Genomic DNA, 22,921 nt, shown 5'->3' with positions numbered 1-22,921 from the left:
GTCCACGGGGAGTTTCTCGGATCTTCTGAGGGAGGGAATCGACGTTGAGGTCGATACGCAGAGTGGTGGCGGTCGGTCTGGTCGGCGGGGCGATGGCGCTGACGGCCGCCTGCGGCGGGGGTGGCGGGGGCAACGGGGGCGGCAGCAGCGCGGCCAAGGCCGATCTGGCGGCCGGCGCGGCCGACGCCAAGCCCTCGGCGGCGGTGCCCACCAGCGCGGTGCCGAAGGTCTCCAAGGCCGCCGTGAGCATCGAGCCCAAGGCCGGCTCGGTGGACGTGGCGCCCAACGCGCTCAAGGTCGGCGCGACCGGGGGCAGGCTCACCACCGTCAAGGTGAGCGACCGGACCGGCAAGGAGGTCCCCGGCACCATCTCCGCCGACGGCGCCTCCTGGGTGCCCACGGCCGGCCTGGAGGTGGGCACCGCCTACCAGGTCAGCGCGATGGCCGCGGACGCCGACGGCGCGGTCGCCACCGCGGACAGCAGCTTCAGCACGCTGACCCCGACGGCGCTCGCCAAGGCCTCGGACAACGTGGAGAACGACGCCACCTACGGCGTCGGCATGATCGTCTCGGTGAACTTCAGCAAGGACGTCAAGAACAAGGACGAGGTCGCCAAGGGCATCGCCTTCGAGACCAGCAACGGCACCGTGGTGAAGGGCCACTGGTTCGGCGACCGCCGACTGGACTTCCGCCCGGAGCAGTACTGGGCACCGGGCACCAAGGTGACCGTGCACTACCGGCTCAAGAGCGTCGAGATCGCCCCGGGGGTGTACGGCGGGGACCGGGACGAGCCCTTCACGATCGGGCGGTCCCAGATTTCGACGGTTGACGCCGCGACGCACAAGATGACGGTCGTATCGGGCGGTCAGACGAGCGAGATCGACATCACCTCCGGCTCACCCGAACACCCCACCTGGAACGGGACGATGGTGGTCATGTCCAAGGAGGGCGTGGTGCGGATGCAGTCCAGCACCCTGCCCGGGATGACCGGTGCGCCGTACGACCTCCAGGTCCCGCACTCGATGCGGCTGACCGAGTCCGGGACGTACGTGCACGGCAACTACTGGAGCGACGTCTTCGGCGAGGACAACGTCAGCCACGGCTGCGTGGGCCTCAAGGACGTCAAGGGCGGTGGCTCCGGCACCTCGATGGGCAAGTTCTACGACGGCTCGCTGGTCGGCGACATCATGGTCGTGAAGAACTCGACCAGGACGGAGACCCTCGACCCGGCGAACGGGCTGAGCGGTTGGAACGTGCCGTGGAGCACCTGGTGACCGGCTGCTGAAGCGGCGGAGGGGTCAACCCGGGATTGACGGAAGTCGGCCCGGGGCGACCCCTTCTTGCTTCCGGCATATGCCGACTCGGGGAGATCGTTTGCTCATTGTCCGTACGCGGCTGCTTGCGTTCCGCAATGATGGTCCGCATGGCGGGTTGGGGCGAAGCAGATCAGTCATCGGTTCCCGGGGCCGGCGCGGTGGCCGAGTTCTCGTGGATCGACGTCCAGGGCGGCGGGCTCTCGGCGTTGGAGCGGCTCACCTCCGCGGAGTTGGAGGAGCTGTACTCCGGCAGACTGTGCGACCAGTCCGCGCCCAACGAGGTGCGGCTGCCGTCCAGGTCGGAGTCGGGCCCGGTGGCCCGCAGACTGGTGCTCTCCGTCCTGGAGAACTGGGAGCTCCACCAGCACCTGGAGGTCGGGGAACTGCTCACCAGCGAGCTGGTGGCCAACGCGGTGCGGCACGCGGCCGGGCGCACCATCGGCCTGCACGTCAGCCGCAAGCCCGGCTGGCTCCGGATCGAGGTCCGCGACTCCTCCCGGGCGCTGCCCTGCATGATCCTCGCCGAGGCCAAGCCGGTGAACGAGCGCGGGCGGGGGCTGAAGGTGGTCGACGACCTGGCCGACCGCTGGGGCGCGGACCTGCTGCCGCGGGGCAAGGGCGTCTGGTTCGAGCTGAAGGTGCGGGAGCGGGGCTGAGGTCCCGGGCCTCCGGCCTCGGACCTCCGGAGGGGAAACGCTTCCCCGGGACGGCTGTCCCCGGAAAACGCGCAGGGCCCCCGGATTCGCCGTGGTCCGGCGGATGGGGGCCCCTGCAAGTCATCGCGCCGGCCAAGGGGGTGCGTGCCGGGCGATGGGCGTCGGCAGTGCCAGGTCGGGCCCGCCGAAGTCATCGGCCCAGGGCGGCGTGCTGTGTCGCCCGCCGTTGGGCTATCTCGACTATCGCATGGATCTCAGCATGCGGGCAAACCAGGTGACTTGGAATGCAAGGTGTGTTACCTAGTTCACCTTTGGATTCCGCATAGGTTCACGCCGAAGCCTGTGAATATTCATGATCCAGGGAGCCGTACCTGCCGGGCCGCCGCCCAGGGGTCGCGCAGCGACTCCCGGAGGCAGGGATGGAGGACGGCGGCGCCGATCAGTTCGAGGAGCCCCTGCCGGAGGCCGGTGCCCCGGAACGGTTCGCCGGGCCGGTGTGGCCGACCAGGCCGTGGAGCCGGGCGCCGACCGCCCGTGCGTAGCGCTGAAGAGTGGAGTAGCGGGCGTCGCCGCCCACCCGCTCGAAGGCCGAGATCGTCGACCGGGTCGTTCCCATGAGCTTGGCGACATCGCGCTGTGTGAGGCCGCACTTCTTCCGGGCCGCGACGAGCGTCTCCACCAGCGCGGCGTAGGCCTCGGCGTCTTCCGGGCCTGCTGCGGTGTGGGGGTCGTCCGGGTCGATGCCGAGTGGGTCATGCAGTGGGGGTGCCATGCTCTTCCTCCCCTCCCGTTGATTCGACCGTGGACGTCGCCCGGCGGGCTCCTTGCACGCCGACGTCGATCCGTCCGCGCCCTCGTGGAAGGTCTGCTGCCGTTCGACCGGCGCGCTCCCGCCATGTGTCAACGGATGTGTGCGGGGTTGTTGTGACTTCGGAGGGTGTCGCGGACGCGGGCGGCGTGGGCGTGTACAGCGGCGGGAGGGAGGTGCCGGCGGGGCGACGGGGTGATGGGGGTGCCGTCGCGGCAGGTGCGGCAGAGGCCGCCGAGGAGGGCCTGGGTACGGCAGGGGGTGCGGCAGGCGGTGCACTCGATGACGCGGGCGGCCTGTGGTGGCTGTGGGTGGCGTTCCGGGGGCAGCTTGTCGAGCAGGCGGCGGCGGGTGAAGGCGGCCGGGCTGTGGACGTCCGGCGGGAGGCCGCCGGTGAGGGCGGCGGTGAAGAGGGCCGGGGTGGTGCCCCGGGTGAACCATTCGGCGGCGAGCGGTTCGAGCGCGGCACAGTCGGCGGCGGAGAGGGCGAGACGGGGGTCGGCGAGGCCGAGGCCGGCGAGGGCGGCATAGGCGGCCGAGGGGAGGGGCGTGCGGTTGCGCGTTCGCTCGTCGGGGGGATCGGGTGCGGAGGGCGTTGACGCCTCGCCGGTCATGAGGAGGCGCGTCCACCAGGCGTCGGAGCGGGGCGTGCGGGAGAAGTAGGTGTGGAACACCCAGCGGCAGTCCTTGGAGTCGATGCGCTCCCGGACGCGACGCAGGTGACCTGCGGTGGAGAGCCTGTTGAGGGCGGTGCGGCACGCCATCTGCCCGTAGTGGGGCTGGAGGGCGGCGAGCGTCTTGACGTCCATGGCGGCGCCGTCGGGGAGATGGTCGATGAGCGAGGCGAGGTACGCCTCGCGCGCCGGTAGGTGGGCGAAGTCCCTGGCGGAGCGGGGGAGTTGCTCCGGGGCGGACTGCTTGCCGTACCCGGGGGCGGCCATGGCGGTAGAGTCGTGGGTAGCCACAGGATCGAGTCTCTTTCGATCGTGCCGGTCAGACCCCCGTTCGGTGTTGGTAGCACCGGCGGGGGTTGTTTCGTTGCTGCGCACGCTACAGGGGGAAACCGCCTGTGGAGAAGTCATGACGATAAGTCATATCTGCTGCGCACAGGGGTGGTTGGAAGGTGGTTGCCCACCCGTTCCATTGAGGGTCACTCGGTCTGTGTGGCTTGAGCTTCGGAGGCGAAGGAGACGAAGGCGGACCAGGCCTCGGGGGAGAAGGTGAGGGTCGGGCCGGCCTTGTCCTTGGAGTCCCGGACGTGGATGGCGGAGGGGCAGGAGGCGACTTCGACGCACTCTCCGCCGTCCGTCGTGCTGTAACTGGACTTGAACCACTGAAGCATGGTGCTCATAGCTCTTCCGCCATCCGCCTGATGAAGGACTTCGACTCCTCAATGCTGAGGGCCTGTGTGCGGATCATTCCATGGCGTTGCGCAAGGAGGTTCACTCGCTCAGGCTCGCCGTGCAGGATCCCTGTGCCCTGCCCCTCGACATAGGCGAGTTGTTCATGGTCCGGGGTTTCCAGCAGGATCATCGGGCCGTTGAGTGCGGCGTAGGCGGCCCGATCGAGTGGCAGCGCCTGGATGGATACGTTGCGGAGTTCGCCGACATCGAGCAGGTGATTGAGCTGCCGTTTCATGAGGTCCTTGGCGCCGACGGTTGCCCTGAGTGCGGCTTCGTGGATCACGAAGCCGTGAAAGACGGTTGGGCGGCTGCGTAGCCGCTCCTGCCGTTGCATCCGGCCGGTCACGCGGGCGGCAACCGTCTCGTCGTCCAGTGGCGGGTACGAGTTGCTGATTGTCTCGCGGGCGTACTCCTCTGTCTGAAGCAGGCCTGGGATCAGCAGGGCCGAGTAGGCGTGGAACGTGATCGCCTCACGCTCGGCCTCTGTGTATTCCCGCGAGTATGACGAAAACTTCTCCGGCGTCATGAAGGTCGCCGCCCCCAGCAGCATCCCCTTCGCGTTGCACAACTCATCAGCCGCCTGGAGCAGTTGGAGCGTCGGCTTCCGCCTTCCCGCCTCCATCGAGCGCACGCTCTCGATGTCGTAGTGGGCAGCCTGGCTCAGCTGTTCCCGGCTCACGCCCGCGAGAGTGCGCCAGCGCTTGACCTGATCGCCGCAGTACCTCCACGACATCGGGTTCTGCTTCGGCGTGCTCACGGCCCCGCACCCCTTCCTGCCCTGGTCGCTGGGCGGTCAAAGCTCTGGCTGTACTTACGTGGTTACTCCTGAGGCTATGCCCGCCTGTCGACGCTTGAAGGGTGAAGTGGCCGAACTCAGCTCTTGCGAGTGAAGCCGTCCGTACGCCCCCCAAGGACTCTGATGCTCACTCAGCCCGTCGACCTCGTCGAGTGGATGTTCCCCCGCCTCCCCCGCAGCGCCGGCCGTGCCCGCATCCGCTTCATCCGGCAGGCCTTCGAGTGGGAGGTGCCCGTCGACTCCGCCGAGACCGCCCTGATCCTGCTCAGCGAACTCGTCACCAACGCCTGCCGCCACGCCCGTGGCCCGCGCGACCGGATGATCGGCGTGCGCGTCCTGCTCCCCACTCCCTCCGTGCTCCGCATCGAGGTCTCCGACGCGAACTCCAAGCTCCCCTCTCTCCGCCACGCCACCCCTGAGGACGAGTCCGGCCGGGGGCTCGAACTCGTCGCCTCCCTCGCCACCTCCTGGGGCGCCCACCCCCGTGGCGAGGGACACATCGGCAAGACCGTCTGGTGCGAACTCGCCCTCCCCGCCCCGCTCGACCCCCACGCCTGAGCCCGCCCGCCCGGGTCCTGCGCGAGAAGTCGGCCCCGCCGACTTCCCGTGCTCCCTGGGTGTCGAACTCCCTGTCCCCTCGCCTCCGGGCCCTGTCTCAGATAATCTGATTCCATGAGGCTGATGACTGCAACAGAGGCTTCGAGAAGCTTCGCCGCCGTGCTGGACTCGGCGGAGCACGGCGAGACGATCATCGTCACCCGAGGTGGCCGGCGGATCGCCGTGATCGGGCCCGCGCCCTCGGGCAACGGAGCCGCGCTGAATGACGTTCTCCGGCGGTTCGGGCCGGACGAGGACTTTGCGGCGGATGTGGCATCCGCTCGCGCCCTGCTCGACGACAAGGTGGCTGAGTGGCCCGCCGACTGATTCTCGACACCGGTGTTCTGATTCGCGCGGAACGGAACGGACCCGGTGGGCTGTTCGATCCCGGCGATGACGTGGCCATTGCCGCGATCACCGCAGCCGAACTGCATCTCGGCGTGGAGTTGGCCGACGACGCCCGTCGGCTTCGGCGGCTGAACTTCGTGGACGCGGTCCTCGCGGTCGTTCCAGTGGAGGACTACACGCCGGAAACCGCACGAATCCACGCGAGGTTGATGGCGCACGCCCGCAAGCAGGGCAAGCCGCGCGGCACTCACGATCTGATCATCGCAGCGACCGCAGTGGCCACCGCCCGGGTGCTGGTCACCACGGACGCTTCCGCCGGATTCGCAGACCTGCCCGGCGTCCAAGCAATCACGCTCGGTCCTTCCACCTGAGGGGATGCGCGAGAAGTCGGGTGGGCCGACTTCTCGCGCTTCAGGGCACGTCGGCTTCCCATGCACGCGCCCCTGCCCGCTACCGCACGCCGGTCGACGTCGAATGCGGTGCGGCGCCAGAATCGCAACCGGTTGTATCCGTCTCATCGCCAGGAGAACAGCATGGGAGAGCACTCGAAGCAGCCGCAGGACCCGAGCCAGGGGACTCCGCCGCCGAACAACAGCGATAGCAAGGTCGCAGTTCCGCCGCCGGGCAACGGGAAGCACAAGAAGTGATGGCGAGCGACGACGGCGGCCTGGCCGGGCACCGGGCACGCCTGGACGCGGAGATGGAGCGGCGCGGGGCGTGGCCGGCCGACTCGCCGTGGCTGCGCGAGGCCTTCGCCGCTGTGCCGCGCGACCGGTTCGCGCCGGACCGGCTGTGGCGGTGGGACGGCTGGGCCTACCTACCGCTCGACCGCGCCGACGATCCGGACGGGTGGGCCTCCGAGCTGTACGTCGGCGTCGACGCGTCGGCCGTCACTCAGCTCACCGATGGCCGTCCGTCGTCGTCGCTGTCCGCGCCGTCCGTGGTGGCGGACATGCTGGACAGCCTCAGGGTGGAGCCGGGGCACCGGGTGTGGGACGTCGGCACCGGCCAGGGCTGGACGGCGGCGCTGGCCGCCTGGCGGGCCGGGCCCGGCCTGGTGGTCACCACCGAGGTCGACGAGCACCTGGCCGCGCTCGCCCGAGCCCGGCTCGCGGATGCCGGGCTCGACGTCCAGGCAGCGGCAGGCGACGGCACCGGTGGCGGGGTGCCGGGAGGCGGTCGAGTCGACCGCCTCCACGCCACCTACGCCGTCGAGACCGTCCCCTGGTCCTGGGTGGAGGCGGTGCGTCCGGGCGGACGGATCGTCTGCCCTTGGGGCCGGCTGGGGTATGTCGCCCTCACCGTCGCCGACGACGGCGCCGCCGCGCACGGCTGGGTCCACGGCCTGGCCCAGTTCATGGGCGACCGACACGGTCCGGCTCAGCCGAGCACCGGGCCCGCCGCGTACGCGCAGGTGCGCGGCGATGCCGAACCCGAGGCCTGCCGGGTACTGGACCGCGACCCGGCAGGCCTGGCGGACTGGCACCTCAGGTTCGCGTTGCGCGTCGCCGTCCCGGACGCCGTGCTGTTCACCGACCGGGGCGGGGAGCGGCCGGCCGCCCTGGTCCACGACGGTGACCGTTCGTGGGCCGAGATCCGTCCGGACGCGACTGGCGGGCCGCTGCTGTCGCAGGGCGGCCCGCGCCGCATCGGTGACGAACTCATGGCCGCCTGGTCCCAGTGGGAGGAGCTCGGCCGCCCCGATCTCTATGACTACGGCGTCACCGTCGCCCCGGACGCCCAGTGGGCCTGGCAGGGCGACCCGGACGACGGCCCGAGGTGGCCGATCGGACCCTTGCGCCCGGCCGCGCGGTGACTGTTCCCGGATCCGCCGGCTGAACGGCGCGAAGCCGATGCCGCGCGAGAAGTCGGCCGGGCCGACTTCTCGCCCCCCGGGTCAGGAGAGCGAGAAGCCCATCCGGTTCACCACCGGGGTCATCGGGACGTACATCACCTGCGCGTAGCAGGTCGTCGGGTGCGCCGTCGATCCGGGCGGGCAGCCGACCTCCGACCTCGCGGCCACGATCACGCCGCGGGCCTCCATGTCGCCGTTCGGGCCGGACGGGTTCGCCAGTGCCGGGCCGCCGCTGTCCCCCTTGGCGGCGATCGCCCGGCGGTCGCCGCCCTTCGACTCCGCGACGTCCACCGGCCTGATCCTCGTGCCCTCGTCGTTGGTCGTCTCCACGTCGACCCGCTTGATCCGCACGTCGCACGTCCACCCCGACTGGGCGCCGCTGAGGCAGACCAGGTCCCCGACGTTGTTGCGCCCGGCCCCGTACGTGTGCCGGGACGAGCCGCCCCTGTCCGACCACGCGCCGTCGTAGAACCGGCCGCCGCCGGTCCCGTTGACGGCGATCATGCCGACGTCCAGGCCGTCGCCGACCGAGGACAGGTCGCCGATGTGGCTCCCGGCGCCGTTGTAGTACCGGCCGCCGCCGCAGTGCGCGGCGGTCAGCACCACCTTCGTCCCGCCCTTCCAGCCGCTGAACGCCGTCGAGCAGAACGACGCCTTTCCGGTGTTCACCTCGGCGCCCGCGTAGTACGGCGCGCTGTCGGAGTGCCGGCTGCCGGACAGCGCCACCGGAGTCTCCTCGACGTCGGCCGTCACCGGCATCCCGGCGATCCCGGCGGCCAGCGCGGAGTACGCCTGGACGGTCGCGTCACCGCCGGTCAGCCGCTTCGCCTTCGCCGGGTCGTAGGTGATCGCGATGGCCGCGCCGTCCTCCTGCGGGCCGATCGATGTCCACGCGTCGCGCGGCACGGCGGCGGTGAACCGGTCGATCGCGGCGCGCATGTCCGCGCGGGAGTACGGGCTCCGGTGGACGTCGACGGTGTAGCCGGCGCGGGCGTTCGCGTCGAGCAGGGACCGCACCCCGGCCGGGGCCCCGCCCTTCCAGTAGATGTCGGCGTGCCGGTTCGACGCGTCGATCACCGTCCCGGCGTAGCCGGCCGCCGCCGGATCCCCGGACTCCACCCAGTCCTGCACCGGGTCCGTCATGCGGTGGAGGACCTGCTGGGCTTCCGGATCGCGGAGCACCGGCAGGCTCACGGACAGGTACGGCTCGTCCTGCACCACATCGGCGGCGACCAGGCCGGAGCCGACCACAACGGCCAGGACCAAGGGCAGCACGAGGCGGGAGCGGCGCATGAGCGGGTCCTTCCGGTGAGCCGATGGGCTGACACTCAGCGTAGGGACTGATTGACGGTCCGCCACGGGTGAAAGCCGGGCGCTGGGCCGCCAGTGGTTGCACGCGGGAAGCAACGCGCCCCCGGGAGGGGTGGGGCGACCTCCCGGAGGCGGGTGGGACGCCCGCGCAGGAAGTCGGCCCTGTCGACTTCGTGCGCAGGCGGATAGCATCGGGCCCGTGAACCTGTACTGGCACGTCGTGCTGCCACCGCTCAGCGCCTGATCGGGCGCGCGCTCCGGTGGCTTGATCCCCTGCGACCCCGGCTCGGCCTGATGGTGGCCGCCGTGGGCTGACGGCGTGCGCCCGTTCTCGAAACCTCCTCCCCGACGGTCTTCGACGACGGAAGTTCACGACTGTGCCGAATCGTTTGTCCTCGCCTGCCTGTCCCCTGCCCACGGCTCCCCGCCGCGCCCGTCCGAGCGGCGGCGCGCTGCCGATCCTGATCGCCGCCGTGCTCTGGGGCACCACCGGGACGGCCAGTTCGCTGGCGCCCTCCGGTGCCCCGGCGGCCGGGATCGGGGCCGCCGGGCTGGTGCTCGGCGGGCTGCTGCTGTTCCTCACCGACCGCACCGCCCGTACCCTGCCCCGGCGCTGCGCGCCGCGCGAGCGGTGGCTGCTCGCGGCCGGCGCCGTCGCGGTGGCCGGCTACCCGCTGACCTTCTACCCGGCGGTCAGCCGTACCGGCGTGGCGGTCGCGACGGTGATCGCGCTCGGCAGCGCGCCGGTGTTCACCGGACTGCTCGGCTGGCTCACCCGGCAGGGGCGGCCGGACGGGCGGTGGGCCGGGGCCACGGCGCTGGCCGTGCTCGGCTGCGCCGTCCTGGTGCTGGGCCCCGGACTCGCCGGGGGCGGTACGGCGGTGGACCCCCTGGGGGTGCTGTCGGCGGCGCTCTCCGGGCTCTCGTACGCCGTGTACTCGCTGATCGGCGGACGGCTGATCGCGGCCGGGCACCCCTCGGGCGGGGTGATGGGCGCGATGTTCGGCGGCGGAGCGCTGATCGTCCTGCCAGTGCTCCTCATCGGCGACCTGGCGTGGCTCGCCTCGGCGCGCGGGGCGGGCGTGGTACTGCACCTCGCGGTGGTCACCACGTTCGTCGCCTACTGGCTGTTCGGCCACGGCCTGCGGCACACCACCGCCCGGACCGCCACCACCCTGACCCTCGCCGAACCGGCCGTCGCCGCCGTCCTCGGCGTGGCCGCCCTGGGCGAGCGCCTCCCCGCCGTCTCCTGGTGCGGACTCGCCGTCCTGGCCGGGGGCCTGGCCTTCCTGGCGCTGCCCGGCCGGAGGTAGCAGCGGTGCGCGGGAAGTCGGCCCGGCCGACTTCCCGCGCAGTGGCCGACCCGCCCGGTCGTGGCCTGAGCCGGGGAGCGGACAGGGAACGGACGGAGAACACGACGGACCCCGGCGGAGCGGGGCTCCGCCGGGGTCCGTCAGGACGCCGGGGTCAGCACTCGATGACGTTCACGGCGAGGCCGCCGCGCGAGGTCTCCTTGTACTTGATCTTCATGTCGGCGCCGGTCTCCTTCATCGTCTTGATCGCCTTGTCCAGCGAGACGTGGTGGCGTCCGTCGCCGCGCAGGGCCATCCGGGCCGCGGTGACGGCCTTGACGGACGCCATGCCGTTGCGCTCGATGCAGGGGATCTGGACCAGGCCGCCGACCGGGTCGCAGGTGAGGCCGAGGTTGTGCTCGATGCCGATCTCGGCGGCGTTCTCGACCTGCTCGGGGGTGCCGCCGAGGACCTCGGCGAGGCCGCCCGCGGCCATCGAGCAGGCGGAGCCGACCTCGCCCTGGCAGCCGACCTCGGCGCCGGAGATGGAGGCGTTCTCCTTGAAGAGCATGCCGATGGCACCGGCCGCGAGCAGGAAGCGGACGATGCCGTCCTCGTCGGCGCCCGGGATGAAGTTCAGGTAGTAGTGCAGGACGGCGGGGATGATCCCGGCGGCGCCGTTGGTCGGCGCGGTGACCACCCGGCGGCCGGAGGCGTTCTCCTCGTTGACCGCCATCGCGTAGAGGGTCACCCACTCCATCGCGTTGGCCGGCCCGATGCCCTCGGCGCGCAGTGCCCGCGCCGCGGCGGCCGCCCGGCGGCGGACCTTCAGCCCGCCCGGCAGGATGCCCTCGCGGGACATGCCGGCCCGCACGCACTCCTGCATCACGGACCAGATCTCCAGCAGCCCGGTCCGGATCTCCTCCTCGCTGCGCCAGGCCTTCTCGTTCTCCAGCATCAGGCCGGAGATCGACAGCCCGGTCTCCCGGCTGAGCCGCAGCAGCTCGTCACCGGTGCGGAAGGGGTACTTCAGCACGGTGTCGTCGGGCTTGACCCGGTCCGCGCCGATCGCGTCCTCGTCCACCACGAAGCCGCCGCCGACGGAGTAGTAGGTCTTCTCCAGCAGGGTCGAGCCGTCGGCCGCGTACGCCCACAGGGTCATGCCGTTGGCGTGGTACGGCAGCGAGCGGCGGCGGTGCAGGATCAGCTGGCTGTCCGGGTCGAAGTCGATGGTGTGCTCGCCGAGCAGGCTGATCCGCTTCTCGGCGATGATCCGCTCGACGTCCTTGTCCGCCTGGTCGACGTCGACGGTGCGGGGGGAGGCGTCCTCCAGGCCCAGCAGGACGGCCTTCGGGGTGCCGTGGCCGTGGCCGGTGGCGCCGAGCGAGCCGTACAGCTCGGCGCGCACGCCCGTCACCCCGTCCAGCAGGCCTTCGGAGCGCAGTCGGCGGGCGAACATCCGGGCGGCGCGCATCGGGCCCACGGTGTGGGAGCTCGACGGGCCGATGCCGATGGAGAAGAGGTCGAAGACGCTGATGGCCACGGGGGACGTCCTTGTCTGGTCTCGTGGAAGGACTTGCTGGCAGGGGAGGGCTGACACGGGACGGGGCACCGCACGCACTCTCCAGTGTGCGCGGTGCCCCGGAGTCCCAGGTACGCCGGCGGGGTGAGGCCGGTCACCTGATCCGATGAGCCCGACCGGGCCGGACTACTCCTGGTTGGCCAGGGTGGGGTACAGCGGGTACTTCTCGGCCAGGGCGGTGACCCGGGCCTTCAGCGCGGCGGCGACGGTCTCGTCGAAGGCGGGCTTGAGCGCCTCGGCGATGATGTCGGCGACCTCGCGGAAGTCCTCGGCCTGGAAGCCGCGGGTGGCCAGCGCCGGGGTGCCGATGCGCAGGCCCGAGGTGACCATCGGCGGGCGCGGGTCGTTCGGGATCGCGTTGCGGTTGACGGTGATGCCGACCTCGTGCAGCCGGTCCTCGGCCTGCTGGCCGTCGAGCTGGCTGTTGCGCAGGTCGACCAGGACCAGGTGGACGTCGGTGCCGCCGGAGAGCACGCTGGCGCCGGCCTCGGCCACGTCGACCTGGAGCAGGCGCTCGGCGAGGATGCGGGCACCGTCCAGGGTGCGCTGCTGGCGCTCCTTGAACTCCTCCGAGGCCGCGACCTTGAAGGCGACCGCCTTGCCGGCGATCACGTGCTCCAGCGGGCCGCCCTGCTGGCCGGGGAAGACCGCCGAGTTGATCTTCTTGGCGTACTCGGCCTTGGACAGGATGACGCCGCCGCGCGGGCCGCCCAGGGTCTTGTGGGTGGTGGTGGTGACCACGTCCGCGTAGGGCACCGGGTTCGGGTGCAGCCCGGCGGCCACCAGACCGGCGAAGTGCGCCATGTCCACCATGAGCAGCGCGCCGACCTCGTCGGCGATCCGGCGGAACGCGGCGAAGTCGAGCTGGCGCGGGTAGGCCGACCAGCCGGCGATGATCAGCTTCGGCTGGTGCTCCTTGGCGAGGCGCTCGACCTCGGCCATGTCGACCTGGCCGGTCTTCTCGTCCACGTGGTACGCGGCCACGTTGTAGAGCTTGCCGGAGAAGTTGATCTTCATGCCGTGGGTCAGGTGACCGCCGTGGGCCAGGCTCAGGCCCAGGATGGTGTCACCCGGCTGGATCAGCGCGAACATCGCGGCGGCGTTGGCCTGCGCGCCGGAGTGCGGCTGGACGTTGGCGTGCTCGGCGCCGAACAGCGCCTTGATGCGGTCGATCGCGATCTGCTCGACCACGTCGACGTGCTCGCAGCCGCCGTAGTAGCGGCGGCCGGGGTAGCCCTCCGCGTACTTGTTGGTGAGCACCGAGCCCTGGGCCTCCATGACCGCCACCGGGGCGAAGTTCTCGGAGGCGATCATCTCCAGGGTGGTCTGCTGGCGGTGCAGCTCGGCGTCGACCGCGGCGGCGATCTCCGGGTCGAGGGCGTGCAGGGACTGGTTGAGAACCGTCATGGTGTGGTCTTCCCGGTGGAGGAGGAAAGGGGGCCGCGGCTGGGGCGGGGCGGCCGCCGCACGGTGGCCGCCCCGGTCAGACCTCTCAGCCGCCGATGAAGGCGGTGTACTCGTCCGCGCTGAGCAGCGCGTCGGTGGCCTCGACGCGCACCTTGAACAGCCAGCCGCCTTCGAACGGGGCGCTGTTGACCAGGGAGTTGTCGTCTATGACGTCCTGGTTGACCTCGGTGACCTCGCCGGTCACCGGGGAGAACAGGTCGCTGACCGACTTGGTGGACTCCAGCTCGCCGCAGGTCTCGCCGGCGGTCACGGTCTCGCCGACCTCGGGCAGCTGCACGTAGACGATGTCACCGAGGGCGGTGGCGGCGTGCTCGGTGATGCCGACCGTGGAGACACCCTCCTCGGCCGCGGTCAGCCACTCGTGCTCCTTGGTGTACTGCAGGTGCTGGGGGTTGCTCATGGCGTCATTCTCCAGGATGGGAAGCGGGTACGACGAAGCGGGCCGCCGCGCGGACGGCCGCGACGTGCGTGTATGGGAAAACCGGGGCCTCGGTGCAGGCTCAGCGGGCGCGCTTGTAGAACGGCAGCGCCACGACCTGGACGGGCTCGTGCTTGCCGCGCACGTCCACCGCGACGGTGGAGCCGGGGGCGGCGTGGGCGGCGTCGACGTAGGCCATCGCGATCGGCTTGCCCAGGGTCGGGGACGGCGCGCCGGAGGTGATCCGGCCGATCGGCTCGCCCTCGGTGGAGACCACGGTGTACTCGGCGCGCGGCACCCGCTTGCCCTCGGAGACCAGGCCGACCAGCACCTTCGGCGGGTTGGTCTCGGCCGCGGCGGCGGCCTGCTCCAGCGCCTTGCGGCCGATGAAGGCGCCCTCGTTGGTGGTCTTGTCGAAGCGGACGACCCGGCCCAGGCCGGCGTCGAACGGGGTGAGGTCGGTGGACAGCTCGTGCCCGTACAGCGGCATGCCGGCCTCCAGGCGCAGCGTGTCGCGGCAGGACAGGCCGCACGGGATCAGGCCGCGGCCCTCGCCCGCGGCGGTCAGCGCCTGCCAGATCTCCTCGGCGTCGGCCGGGCGGCAGAAGATCTCGAAGCCGTCCTCGCCGGTGTAGCCGGTGCGGGCGAGCAGCACGTCGTGGTCGGCCACCCGGGCGGGGAGGATCGCGTAGTACTTCAGGCCGGGCAGGTCGGCGTCGGTGGTCTCCGCGAGGATGCCGGTGGACTCCGGGCCCTGGACGGCGATCAGCGCGTAGGTGTCGCGGTCGTCGGTGACGACGGCGTCGAAGCCCTTGGCGCGGGCGATCAGCTCGTCGAGGACCAGCTGGGCGTTGGAGGCGTTGGCGACGACCAGGAACGCGTCCTCGCGCAGGCGGTAGACGATCAGGTCGTCCAGGATGCCGCCGTCCTCGGCGCAGATCATGGTGTAGCGGGCGCGCAGCACGCCCAGCGCGGAGACGAAGCCGACCAGCGCGTGGTCCAGCATCTCGCCCGCCTGCGGGCCGGTGACGGTGATCTCGCCCATGTGCGAGAGGTCGAACAGACCGGCCTTGGTGCGGACCGCGAGGTGCTCCTCGCGCTCGCTGCCGTAGCGCAGCGGCATGTCCCAGCCGGCGAAGTCGGTCATGGTCGCGCCGAGGGCGCGGTGCAGCGCGTCGAGCGCGGTCAGGCGGAGGGACGACATGGCCAGGAACTCCTCGGTCGGGGCACTCAGGGGTGCACGCACCGGACCGGACCCGCTCGGGGACCGACCCTGCGCGCGGGCATGCGGCGGCGTGGGTCTCCCCATCTGTCGTCGAACCTGAGAGCTTCACCGCCCACCGCCCGCAGCTGTTTCCAGCTTGGGGGACAGCATGACGGCTTGCACCGTGGGTGGGCGCACGACAGGGCCGGGCGCCGCTTTCCAGATGTGCCTAACCCGTGCGGTAGGGGTGCCTGAGAGATTCCGGGGAGGACTTGCTCCTTCGGCGCCGGCTGTACCTGAACGGCACTCCGGGCTCTCCCGCGCGGGTTCGAGCGGCCGGTATGGAGTTGTGGGGGCCCGCGGCGCATGCCGTCGGACGCGCACATCATGGCACGTCCGGGACGGAGAGGGGAGGGGGGACCCGGTCACACCGCACGGCACCCGAACACGAGCCCTAAGGAGCAAGGCCCGGGGGCCCTAGACTGCTGCGCGTCGGCGCAGCAGAGGGCGGCCGACCGGCAGAGGGCGGAATCGGCGGCGCATGGGGTACCCGGTGGAGCAGCAGCAGGGGTGGGGCGGACCGGAGGAGGCGCCGTCGGGCGGTTCCTGGCCGGCCAACGAGCTGGAGCAGGTGCTGACCGCGGCCCTGGGCGACCCGGGGGCCACGGCGCGGGTGATGGAGGTGCTGGCGCGCAGCCAGGTGTGGGTGCCGCTGCCGGCCGGGGCCGATCCGCAGGGGCAGTCGCTGGACCTGCCGACCGTCGAGCTGGGCGGTGACCCGTACGTGCCGGTGTTCTCCTCGCAGGAGGTGTTCCTCCAGCAGGCGCCGGGGATGGCCTTCGCGATCGCGCCGGTCTGGGAGTTCGCCCGCGGGCTGCCGCTGGGCGTGGGCATCGCGGTGAACCCGGAGGCGGCCGTCGGGCTCCCGGTGCCGCCGCAGGGGGTCGCCGAGCTGCGCCGCGGTCCGCGTGATGCCGCCCGTTGGGAGGCCGCCGACGACGCTCTGGCGCCGACCGGCGGCCGGGTGGCGCTGCGCGAGCCGGTGCCGGGCGAGGACCCGGAGCACTTCCTGACCGCCTGTCGGGCGGAGCTGTCGGCGCTGCCCGGGGTGTTGACCGCCCGCAGGGCGCTGGCCAGCATCGAGGGCGAGCCGACCGTGATGTTCGTGGGCGTCCAGCTGGACCCGGCGGCGCCGGCCGGCCCGGCCGCGGTGAACGACGCGCTCGGACGAGCGCTGGGAACCGCGCCGCTGCCCGGCGGCGTCCACCTCGTACTGCTCGACCTCGCCGACGACCCGGTGGTCGAGTGGCTGCTCACCCGGGTACTGCCGTTCTATTCGCGGGTCTGAGCGGGGTTCGTATCAAAGGCACGTCGCCGTGGCGGTGGCCGGTGCCGCGCCCATAGGGTGCGTGCAGACGGCCGACGGGCTCGGCGGGTTGAGGGAAAGAGGCGCGGCGAGGTGGGCGCATGAGTGCGGGAACGGGAGCGGGCGGTGTGCCGGGGCCCTGGGGCCAGGCACCGGCCGGGCGCCCGGGAGCTGATCCCGGCGCGTTGGAGCGCGCCCTGCGCGACGTCGCGCCGGAGCGCTACGACGCGTACGAGCGGCTGCTGCACGCGCTGGCGGACGGCCAGGTCTGGATGCTGCTGTGGCACGGCACGCCCGGCAGCCCGGACGCCCAGTACGGGAACATGGAGATCAGCGGCCACGGCTACGCGCCGGCCGTCACCTCGCCCGAGCAGCTGACCGCCTCCGGCTGGGCGCGGGCCCACGAGGTCATCTCCGGCCGGGAGATCGCGGCCTCGCTCTACCGCACCCGCTGGGGCCTGTGGCTCAACCCGCACGCGCCCGGCGGCGGCGTCGGCGTGCCCTGGGCGGACCTGCGACGGGTCGCCGCGGGCCTGGACCGGCTGCCGGCCGGGCCGTTGAAGCTGAGCGAGCCGCAGCTGAACGCCCAGCCGTTCTTCGCGCTGCTGGAGCGGCAGGCCGCCGAGGTGCGCGCGGTCCGGGCGCTGCGCCGGGCCTGGGTGCAGCCCGCGGTCGGGGAGCCGTACCTGGCCATCGGCCTCGACCTGTACGAGAGTTCGCCGCCGGCGGTGGAGGCGGTGCGGGCGCTGATGCAGCGCGCGATCGCGGTGGCCCCGGAGGGGCTCGCGGTGTCCACGGTGGCGATGTCGGACGAGTTCGACCCGGTGGCGCTGTGGATGCGTGCCAACGCGCGGCCGTTCTTCGACCGGGAGGCGGGCCGCCCGCCGACCGGCCCGTACCCGCCGGTGCCCCCGCCGCCGTACCCGGGGCAGTCGATGCCGGGCTACGGGTACGGCACCCAGCCGCCGGCGCAGGGCTGGCAGCAGCAGCCGCCGCAGCGGCCGTGGCCCGGCTACCCCGGGCGCTGATTCCCAAAACCCATTCTCCGAAGCCGACTTGATTGTCCGTCAAGTCGGCTTCGATGCTTTCCGGACGAATTTCCGGATGTGTCACCCGGTCATCTTGACATGGCGGCTACAGCCATGTGAAGAGGTATATGCCGACGATCCGGGAGGTGCATGCACGCAGATCACAGTTGGGCATCTGTCGGTTGGCAGGGCTGGCGCAAGCCAGTTCGGATGGCAGAGAGTTCTGCGCAACGCACCGCGCGTGCTGAACCCCACAAAGGTGAGCGCGCACGCCGACAGCCCGTCCACGCGACGCCCATCCCGCGTGGTGGCAGTGCCCCGTGCACGACGCACTGCCGTCAACACCCGCTCCTCCTAAGCACCTCCGCACGTCCGCAGCCGCACCGCCGAAGCCGGCGACCGGCACCCGTGGGCCGGCCACCGTCGGCGAGGGGACCAACTGACCATGACCGCATCCGTGACCACCGCCGGGAACGAGCCGGAGGCACCCGCCGCCGCGAGCCCGGCCAAGAAGATCGAGGGCCGCTCCCTCGGCCAGATCGCCTGGACCCGCTTCAAGCGGGACAAGGCCGCCGTCGCCGGCGGCGTCGTGGTGATCCTGCTGATCCTGCTCGCCGTGCTGGCCAAGCCGATCGAGTCGATGTTCGGGCTGGACCCGGACGCCCTCAACCAGGACCTGCTGGACGCCGACCTCGGCGGTCTGCCGTTCGGTGACTGGGGCGGCATGAGCTGGGAGCACCCGCTCGGTGTCGACCCCCTCCAGGGTCGTGACCTGCTCACCCGCGTCATCGAGGGTTCCTGGGTCTCCCTGCTGGTCGCCTTCGGCGCGACCCTGCTGTCCAACACCATCGGCACCGTGCTCGGCATCATGGCCGGCTACTACGGCGGCTGGGTGGACACCCTGATCAGCCGGGTGATGGACGTCTTCCTGGCGTTCCCGCTGCTGCTCTTCGCGATCGCGATCTCGACCTCGCTCCAGGGCGGTGCGTTCGGCCTGCACGGTCTGCCGCTGCACATGCTGGTGCTGATCTTCGTGATCGGCTTCTTCAACTGGCCCTACATGGGCCGGATCGTGCGCGGACAGACGCTCTCGCTGCGCGAGCGGGAGTTCGTCCACGCCGCCCGCAGCCTGGGCGCCCGCGGCCCGTTCATCCTGTTCAAGGAACTGCTGCCCAACCTGGTCGGTCCGATCCTGGTCTACTCGACCCTGCTGATCCCGACCAACATCCTCTTCGAGGCCGGGCTGAGCTTCCTCGGCGTCGGCATCCAGCCCCCGCAGGCCTCCTGGGGCGGGATGCTCCAGGACGCGATCCGGTACTACCAGGTGGACCCCCAGTACATGGTGGTCCCCGGTCTGGCGATCTTCATCACCGTGCTCGCCTTCAACCTGCTCGGCGACGGCCTGCGCGACGCCCTCGATCCCAAGAGCAACTGACACGCGTCCCTCTCTGACCATGCGTCATACGACGGTGCGTCAGTTCCCTCTCCACCGCCTCCACATCCCCAAGGGGTTGATCTCACCCATGCGTAGGTCCCGTACCGTCGCCCTGACCGCGGCGGCCGCCGCCGCGGTCCTGGTCGTGACCGGTTGCACCAGTTCGTCGAAGAGCGGAGGCTCCTCCTCGGCCTCCGGTTCCGCCGAGGGCGGCTCCGGTGCCAACGCGGCCACCAAGGGCATCGTCAACGCCTCGGACAAGAAGGGCGGGACGGTGACCTTCGAGATGAAGGGCACCCCGGACTCGCTCGACCCGGGCAACACGTACTACGCGTACATCTACAACTTCTCGCGTCTGTACGCCCGCCCGCTGACCACCTTCAACCCGGCGCCGGGCGAGGAGGGCAACAAGCTCGTCCCCGACCTCGCCGAGTCGATGGGCCAGACGAGCGCGGACGGCCTGACCTGGACGTACAAGCTGCGCAAGGGGCTGAAGTACGACGACGGCACCCCGATCAGCTCGAAGGACGTCAAGTACGCCATCGAGCGCTCGAACTACGCGCTGGAGGTGAACTCCAACGGCCCGGTCTACTTCCACGACCTGCTGGTGGACAACGCCACGCCGTACGCGGGGCCGTACAAGGACAAGGAGGGCGGCCTCAACTCGATCGAGACGCCCGACGACACCACGATCGTCTTCCACCTGAAGCACCCCTTCGCCGACTTCGACTACCTGGTCAGCGCCCCGCAGACCGCGCCCGTCCCGCAGGCCAAGGACACCGGCGCGGACTACGTGAAGAAGATCGTGTCCTCGGGCTCCTACAAGTTCGAGAGCTACGAGGACGGCAAGCAGGCCGTCCTGGTGCCCAACACCAACTGGGACCCGAGCACCGACCCGATCCGCAAGCAGCTCGCGGACAAGCTCGTGCTCAAGATGAACATCGACCAGGCCACCATCGACAAGGACCTGCTGGCCGGCAACGCCCAGGTCGACCTGGTGGGCGGCGGCGTCGACCCGCAGACCCAGGCGCAGATCCTGCAGAACCCGAAGCTGAAGGCCAGCACCGACAACGCCTACGGCGGCCGTCTGGTGTACATGGCGATCAACTCCAAGCTCGCGCCGTTCGACAACATCGAGTGCCGCAAGGCCGTCCAGTACGCGGTCGACAAGGTCTCGGTGCAGACCGCGGTCGGCGGCCCGATCCGCGGCCAGATCGCCAACACGGTGCTCCCGCCGGACATCGCGGGCCACCAGGACTTCAACCTGTACGAGACCAAGGACAACAAGGGCGACGAGGCCAAGGCCAAGGAGGCCCTGAAGGCCTGCGGCAAGGAGGGCGGCATCAACACCGTCCTGTCGGCCCGCACCGAGCGCGCCACCGAGGTCGCCGCGGCCACCTCGATCCAGGCCGCGCTGAAGAAGGTCGGCATCAACGCCGAGATCCAGCAGTACCCGCAGGGCAAGTACCTGACCGACAGCGCCGGCTCGCCGCAGTTCGCCGCCGAGCACAACATCGGCCTGATGATGATGCAGTGGGGCGCCGACTGGCCGACTGGCTACGGCTTCCTCCAGCAGATCGTCGACGGCCGCACCATCAAGCCGTCCGGCAACAACAACCTGGCCCAGCTGGACGACCCCGGGGTCAACAAGCTGATCGACGACGTCGCGATCAACCCCGACAAGGCGGCCCGCGACAAGATGTACGGCGACATCGACAAGAAGGTCATGGAGCAGGCGGTCTACGTCCCGCTGACCTACTTCAAGGTCTTCCTGTACCGCCCGGACAACGCCACCAACATGGTCTCCACCTCGGCGTTCTCGGGTGAGTACGACTACCTGAACATCGGCACCACCAAGTAAGAGCCTGGCTCCGCATCCCTGAAGGCAGGTGAAGGCAGCGGCGCCCGCCGCCGTCCGGAGGATCCCGGACGGCGGCGGGCCGCCGGAGCCGCCCAACTGTGTTTGCCTACATCATCCGCAGGATCATCGCGGCGGCGATTTTGCTGCTGGTCGTCAGCGCCGTCACCTTCGCGATCTTCTTCCTGCTCCCGCGACTCGCCGGAGAGACGGCCGACCAACTGGCCGCCCAGTACATCGGGAAGAACCCCTCGCCCGAGGCGATCGCCGCGGTCAAGAAGAACCTCGGCCTCGACGAGCCGCTGTACTCCCAGTACTGGGACTTCCTCAAGGGGCTGGTCAGCGGCGCCGAGTACAAGTTCGGACCCGAGCCGGCCACCTGCCACGTGCCCTGCTTCGGCTACTCCTTCAAGAACCACCTGGAGGTCTGGCCCGAGCTGACCAAGCGCATCCCGACCACCATCTCGCTCGCCGCGGGCGCGGCGGTGCTCTGGCTGGTCTCCGGCGTCGCCACCGGTGTCGTCTCCGCCCTCAAGCCGCGCTCGATCTTCGACCGGCTCTCCATGGGCGTCGCGCTCGCCGGCGTCTCGCTGCCGGTCTTCTTCACCGGCGCGCTGCTGCTCACGCTGTTCAGCTACGAGTGGCCGATCCTGGACAACCTGCACTACGTCGACTTCACCGAGGACCCGCTGATGTGGGCCCGCAACCTGATCCTGCCCTGGATCTCGCTGGCCTTCCTCTACTCCGCGCTCTACGCCCGGCTCACCCGCGCCGGAATGCTGGAGACCATGAGCGAGGACTACATCCGCACCGCCCGGGCCAAGGGCCTGGTCGAGCGCAAGGTCGTCGCCCGGCACGGACTGCGCGCCGCGCTCACCCCGATCGTCACCATCTTCGGCATGGACCTCGGGCTGCTGCTCGGCGGTGCGCTGATCACCGAGCAGGTCTTCTCGCTCCAGGGCGTCGGCCAGTTCGCCGTCCAGGCGATCTCCGACAACGACCTGCCCAAGATCCTCGGCGTCACCCTGCTCGCCGCCTTCTTCATCGTCGCCTGCAACCTCGTGGTCGACCTCCTGTACGCCCTCGTCGACCCCCGGGTGAGGCTCTCGTGACCGACCTCCAGAAGACCCCGGCGGACGCCGCGCAGGCCCCGTCGGGCGACCCGTTCCTGTCGGTGCGCGACCTGCGGATCCACTTCGACACCGACGACGGCCTGGTCCGCTCGGTGGACGGGGTCAGCTTCGACCTCCACAAGGGGCGCACCCTCGGCATCGTCGGCGAGTCCGGCTCGGGCAAGTCCGTCACCTCGCTGGGCATCATGGGCCTGCACCGCTCCAAGCGGGCCCGGATCAGCGGTGAGATCCGGCTCGGCGGCGAGGACCTGATCGCGGCCGGCCCGGACCGGGTGCGCCAACTGCGCGGCCGGGAGATGGCGATGATCTTCCAGGACCCGCTGACCGCGATGCACCCCTACTACACCGTGGGGCAGCAGATCGTCGAGGCGTACCGGGTGCACCACCCCCAGGCCTCCAAGAAGCAGGCCAGGGCCCGCGCGGTCGAGATGCTCGACCGGGTCGGCATCCCGCAGCCCGACCGCCGGGTGGACGACTACCCGCACCAGTTCTCCGGCGGCATGCGTCAGCGCGCCATGATCGCCATGGCGCTGGTCAACGACCCCTCGCTGCTGATCGCCGACGAGCCCACCACCGCCCTGGACGTCACCGTCCAGGCGCAGATCCTGGACCTCATCCGCGACCTCCAGGAGGAGTTCGGCTCCGCCGTCATCATCATCACCCACGACCTCGGGGTGGTCGCCGAGCTGGCCGACGACATCCTGGTCATGTACGGCGGCAAGTGCATCGAGCGCGGCCCGGCCGAGACCCTCTTCGACGCCCCCGAACACCCGTACACCTGGGGGCTGTTGGGATCGATGCCGCGACTGGACCGGGAGCTCCAGGACCGGCTGGTGCCGGTCAAGGGCACCCCGCCCAGCCTGATCAACGTGCCGTCCGGCTGCGCCTTCCACCCGCGCTGCCCGTACGCCGGCCAGACCGGCGGGCGCTCCACGGGCGAGGTCCCGGTGCTGGCCGAGGCCGCGCCCGGGCACTTCGCGGCCTGCCACCTGGCGGCCGGCGAACGGCACCGCATCTTCGCCGAAGAGATCGCGCCCCGGCTGTGAGC

Annotated in this window: 22 protein-coding genes and 1 riboswitch; of the genes, 13 read left to right on the top strand and 9 right to left on the bottom strand. The window is 71.0% G+C overall.

Annotation, left to right across the window (positions count from 1 at the left end):
• The first annotated feature begins 44 nt into the window (after window positions 1-44).
• Both ABZ449_RS23010 and ABZ449_RS23005 read left to right on the top strand, forming a co-directional pair.
• Window positions 45-1,274 (top strand): Ig-like domain-containing protein, encoded by a 1,230-nt coding sequence (locus ABZ449_RS23010; RefSeq protein ID WP_360348845.1) that lies wholly within the window; start codon window positions 45-47, stop codon window positions 1,272-1,274.
• Window positions 1,275-1,474: 200 nt separating this feature from the next.
• On the top strand, window positions 1,475-1,972 hold the full coding sequence (locus tag ABZ449_RS23005) for an ATP-binding protein (RefSeq protein ID WP_360348842.1): 498 nt from the start codon (window positions 1,475-1,477) through the stop codon (window positions 1,970-1,972).
• Between the two features lie 439 nt (window positions 1,973-2,411).
• Here ABZ449_RS23005 and ABZ449_RS23000 read toward each other — a convergent pair whose 3' ends face one another.
• From ABZ449_RS23000 to ABZ449_RS22985, 4 genes are all read right to left on the bottom strand, one after another.
• Window positions 2,412-2,744, bottom strand: a complete 333-nt coding sequence (locus ABZ449_RS23000) for a helix-turn-helix transcriptional regulator (RefSeq protein ID WP_360348839.1) — start codon at window positions 2,742-2,744, stop codon at window positions 2,412-2,414.
• 128 nt (window positions 2,745-2,872) lie between these two features.
• Complete coding sequence (locus ABZ449_RS22995) at window positions 2,873-3,745, bottom strand: hypothetical protein (protein ID WP_360348836.1); 873 nt, start codon at window positions 3,743-3,745, stop codon at window positions 2,873-2,875.
• 185 nt (window positions 3,746-3,930) lie between these two features.
• Window positions 3,931-4,131 carry a DUF397 domain-containing protein gene (locus ABZ449_RS22990; protein ID WP_360348833.1) on the bottom strand — a complete coding sequence of 67 codons (201 nt, stop codon included), beginning with the start codon at window positions 4,129-4,131 and terminating at the stop codon, window positions 3,931-3,933.
• On the bottom strand, window positions 4,128-4,940 hold the full coding sequence (locus ABZ449_RS22985; protein WP_360348831.1) for a helix-turn-helix transcriptional regulator: 813 nt from the start codon (window positions 4,938-4,940) through the stop codon (window positions 4,128-4,130). Before ABZ449_RS22985 ends, ABZ449_RS22990 begins: the two co-directional genes overlap by 4 nt.
• A 162-nt stretch (window positions 4,941-5,102) precedes the next feature.
• Here ABZ449_RS22985 and ABZ449_RS22980 point away from each other — a divergent pair, with 162 nt between their 5' ends.
• The 4 genes from ABZ449_RS22980 (at window position 5,103) to ABZ449_RS22965 (ending at window position 7,740) form a co-directional block, all read left to right on the top strand.
• Complete coding sequence (locus tag ABZ449_RS22980; RefSeq protein ID WP_360348828.1) at window positions 5,103-5,537, top strand: ATP-binding protein; 435 nt, start codon at window positions 5,103-5,105, stop codon at window positions 5,535-5,537.
• Window positions 5,538-5,651: 114 nt separating this feature from the next.
• Window positions 5,652-5,903 carry a type II toxin-antitoxin system prevent-host-death family antitoxin gene (locus tag ABZ449_RS22975; protein ID WP_360348825.1) on the top strand — a complete coding sequence of 84 codons (252 nt, stop codon included), beginning with the start codon at window positions 5,652-5,654 and terminating at the stop codon, window positions 5,901-5,903.
• Window positions 5,888-6,295, top strand: coding sequence for a PIN domain-containing protein (locus ABZ449_RS22970; RefSeq protein ID WP_360348822.1), 408 nt, complete (start codon window positions 5,888-5,890; stop codon window positions 6,293-6,295). Before ABZ449_RS22975 ends, ABZ449_RS22970 begins: the two co-directional genes overlap by 16 nt.
• Before the next feature lie 275 nt (window positions 6,296-6,570).
• Entirely contained in the window at window positions 6,571-7,740 is a 1,170-nt protein-coding gene (locus ABZ449_RS22965; protein ID WP_360348819.1) for a protein-L-isoaspartate O-methyltransferase, read from the top strand.
• Between the two features lie 81 nt (window positions 7,741-7,821).
• On the opposite strand, the gene ABZ449_RS22960 is transcribed toward ABZ449_RS22965, so the two are convergent.
• Window positions 7,822-9,072 (bottom strand): hypothetical protein, encoded by a 1,251-nt coding sequence (locus ABZ449_RS22960; protein WP_360348816.1) that lies wholly within the window; start codon window positions 9,070-9,072, stop codon window positions 7,822-7,824.
• A gap of 395 nt (window positions 9,073-9,467) precedes the next feature.
• Between ABZ449_RS22960 and ABZ449_RS22955 the strand changes: the two genes are divergently transcribed.
• On the top strand, window positions 9,468-10,403 hold the full coding sequence (locus tag ABZ449_RS22955; RefSeq protein WP_360348813.1) for a DMT family transporter: 936 nt from the start codon (window positions 9,468-9,470) through the stop codon (window positions 10,401-10,403).
• A gap of 154 nt (window positions 10,404-10,557) precedes the next feature.
• On the opposite strand, the gene ABZ449_RS22950 is transcribed toward ABZ449_RS22955, so the two are convergent.
• From ABZ449_RS22950 to gcvT, 4 genes are all read right to left on the bottom strand, one after another.
• The gene (locus tag ABZ449_RS22950) at window positions 10,558-11,925 is read right to left on the bottom strand and encodes an L-serine ammonia-lyase (RefSeq protein ID WP_360348810.1); all 1,368 of its coding nucleotides are present in this window, start codon (window positions 11,923-11,925) and stop codon (window positions 10,558-10,560) included.
• Window positions 11,926-12,090: 165 nt separating this feature from the next.
• Window positions 12,091-13,371 carry a serine hydroxymethyltransferase gene (gene glyA / locus ABZ449_RS22945; protein WP_360348807.1) on the bottom strand — a complete coding sequence of 427 codons (1,281 nt, stop codon included), beginning with the start codon at window positions 13,369-13,371 and terminating at the stop codon, window positions 12,091-12,093.
• A gap of 85 nt (window positions 13,372-13,456) precedes the next feature.
• Entirely contained in the window at window positions 13,457-13,831 is a 375-nt protein-coding gene (gcvH, locus tag ABZ449_RS22940) for a glycine cleavage system protein GcvH (RefSeq protein WP_360348804.1), read from the bottom strand.
• Between the two features lie 100 nt (window positions 13,832-13,931).
• Window positions 13,932-15,053, bottom strand: a complete 1,122-nt coding sequence (gcvT, locus tag ABZ449_RS22935; RefSeq protein ID WP_360348801.1) for a glycine cleavage system aminomethyltransferase GcvT — start codon at window positions 15,051-15,053, stop codon at window positions 13,932-13,934.
• Between the two features lie 229 nt (window positions 15,054-15,282).
• Window positions 15,283-15,384, bottom strand: a riboswitch (glycine riboswitch).
• 210 nt (window positions 15,385-15,594) lie between these two features.
• Between gcvT and ABZ449_RS22930 the strand changes: the two genes are divergently transcribed.
• The 6 genes from ABZ449_RS22930 to ABZ449_RS22905 all read left to right on the top strand — a co-directional run bounded on the left by ABZ449_RS22930 (window position 15,595) and on the right by ABZ449_RS22905 (window position 22,919).
• On the top strand, window positions 15,595-16,401 hold the full coding sequence (locus tag ABZ449_RS22930; protein ID WP_360348798.1) for an enhanced serine sensitivity protein SseB C-terminal domain-containing protein: 807 nt from the start codon (window positions 15,595-15,597) through the stop codon (window positions 16,399-16,401).
• A gap of 119 nt (window positions 16,402-16,520) precedes the next feature.
• Window positions 16,521-17,447, top strand: coding sequence for an enhanced serine sensitivity protein SseB C-terminal domain-containing protein (locus tag ABZ449_RS22925; RefSeq protein ID WP_360348795.1), 927 nt, complete (start codon window positions 16,521-16,523; stop codon window positions 17,445-17,447).
• Between the two features lie 445 nt (window positions 17,448-17,892).
• Window positions 17,893-18,882: an ABC transporter permease gene (locus ABZ449_RS22920; RefSeq protein ID WP_360348792.1), complete on the top strand. Its 990-nt coding sequence runs from the start codon at window positions 17,893-17,895 to the stop codon at window positions 18,880-18,882.
• A gap of 88 nt (window positions 18,883-18,970) precedes the next feature.
• Window positions 18,971-20,743, top strand: a complete 1,773-nt coding sequence (locus ABZ449_RS22915; protein WP_360348789.1) for an ABC transporter substrate-binding protein — start codon at window positions 18,971-18,973, stop codon at window positions 20,741-20,743.
• 98 nt (window positions 20,744-20,841) lie between these two features.
• Window positions 20,842-21,852: an ABC transporter permease gene (locus ABZ449_RS22910; RefSeq protein WP_360348786.1), complete on the top strand. Its 1,011-nt coding sequence runs from the start codon at window positions 20,842-20,844 to the stop codon at window positions 21,850-21,852.
• Window positions 21,849-22,919 (top strand): ABC transporter ATP-binding protein, encoded by a 1,071-nt coding sequence (locus tag ABZ449_RS22905; protein ID WP_360348783.1) that lies wholly within the window; start codon window positions 21,849-21,851, stop codon window positions 22,917-22,919. The genes ABZ449_RS22910 and ABZ449_RS22905 overlap by 4 nt, the downstream gene beginning before the upstream one ends.
• Window positions 22,920-22,921 lie beyond the last annotated feature (2 nt).

The organism is Kitasatospora sp. NPDC005856, assembly GCF_040629945.1.
Taxonomy (GTDB): domain Bacteria; phylum Actinomycetota; class Actinomycetes; order Streptomycetales; family Streptomycetaceae; genus Kitasatospora.
The sequence above is the reverse complement of the archived record's forward strand: the minus strand, read 5'-3'. Positions and strand labels throughout refer to the sequence as shown.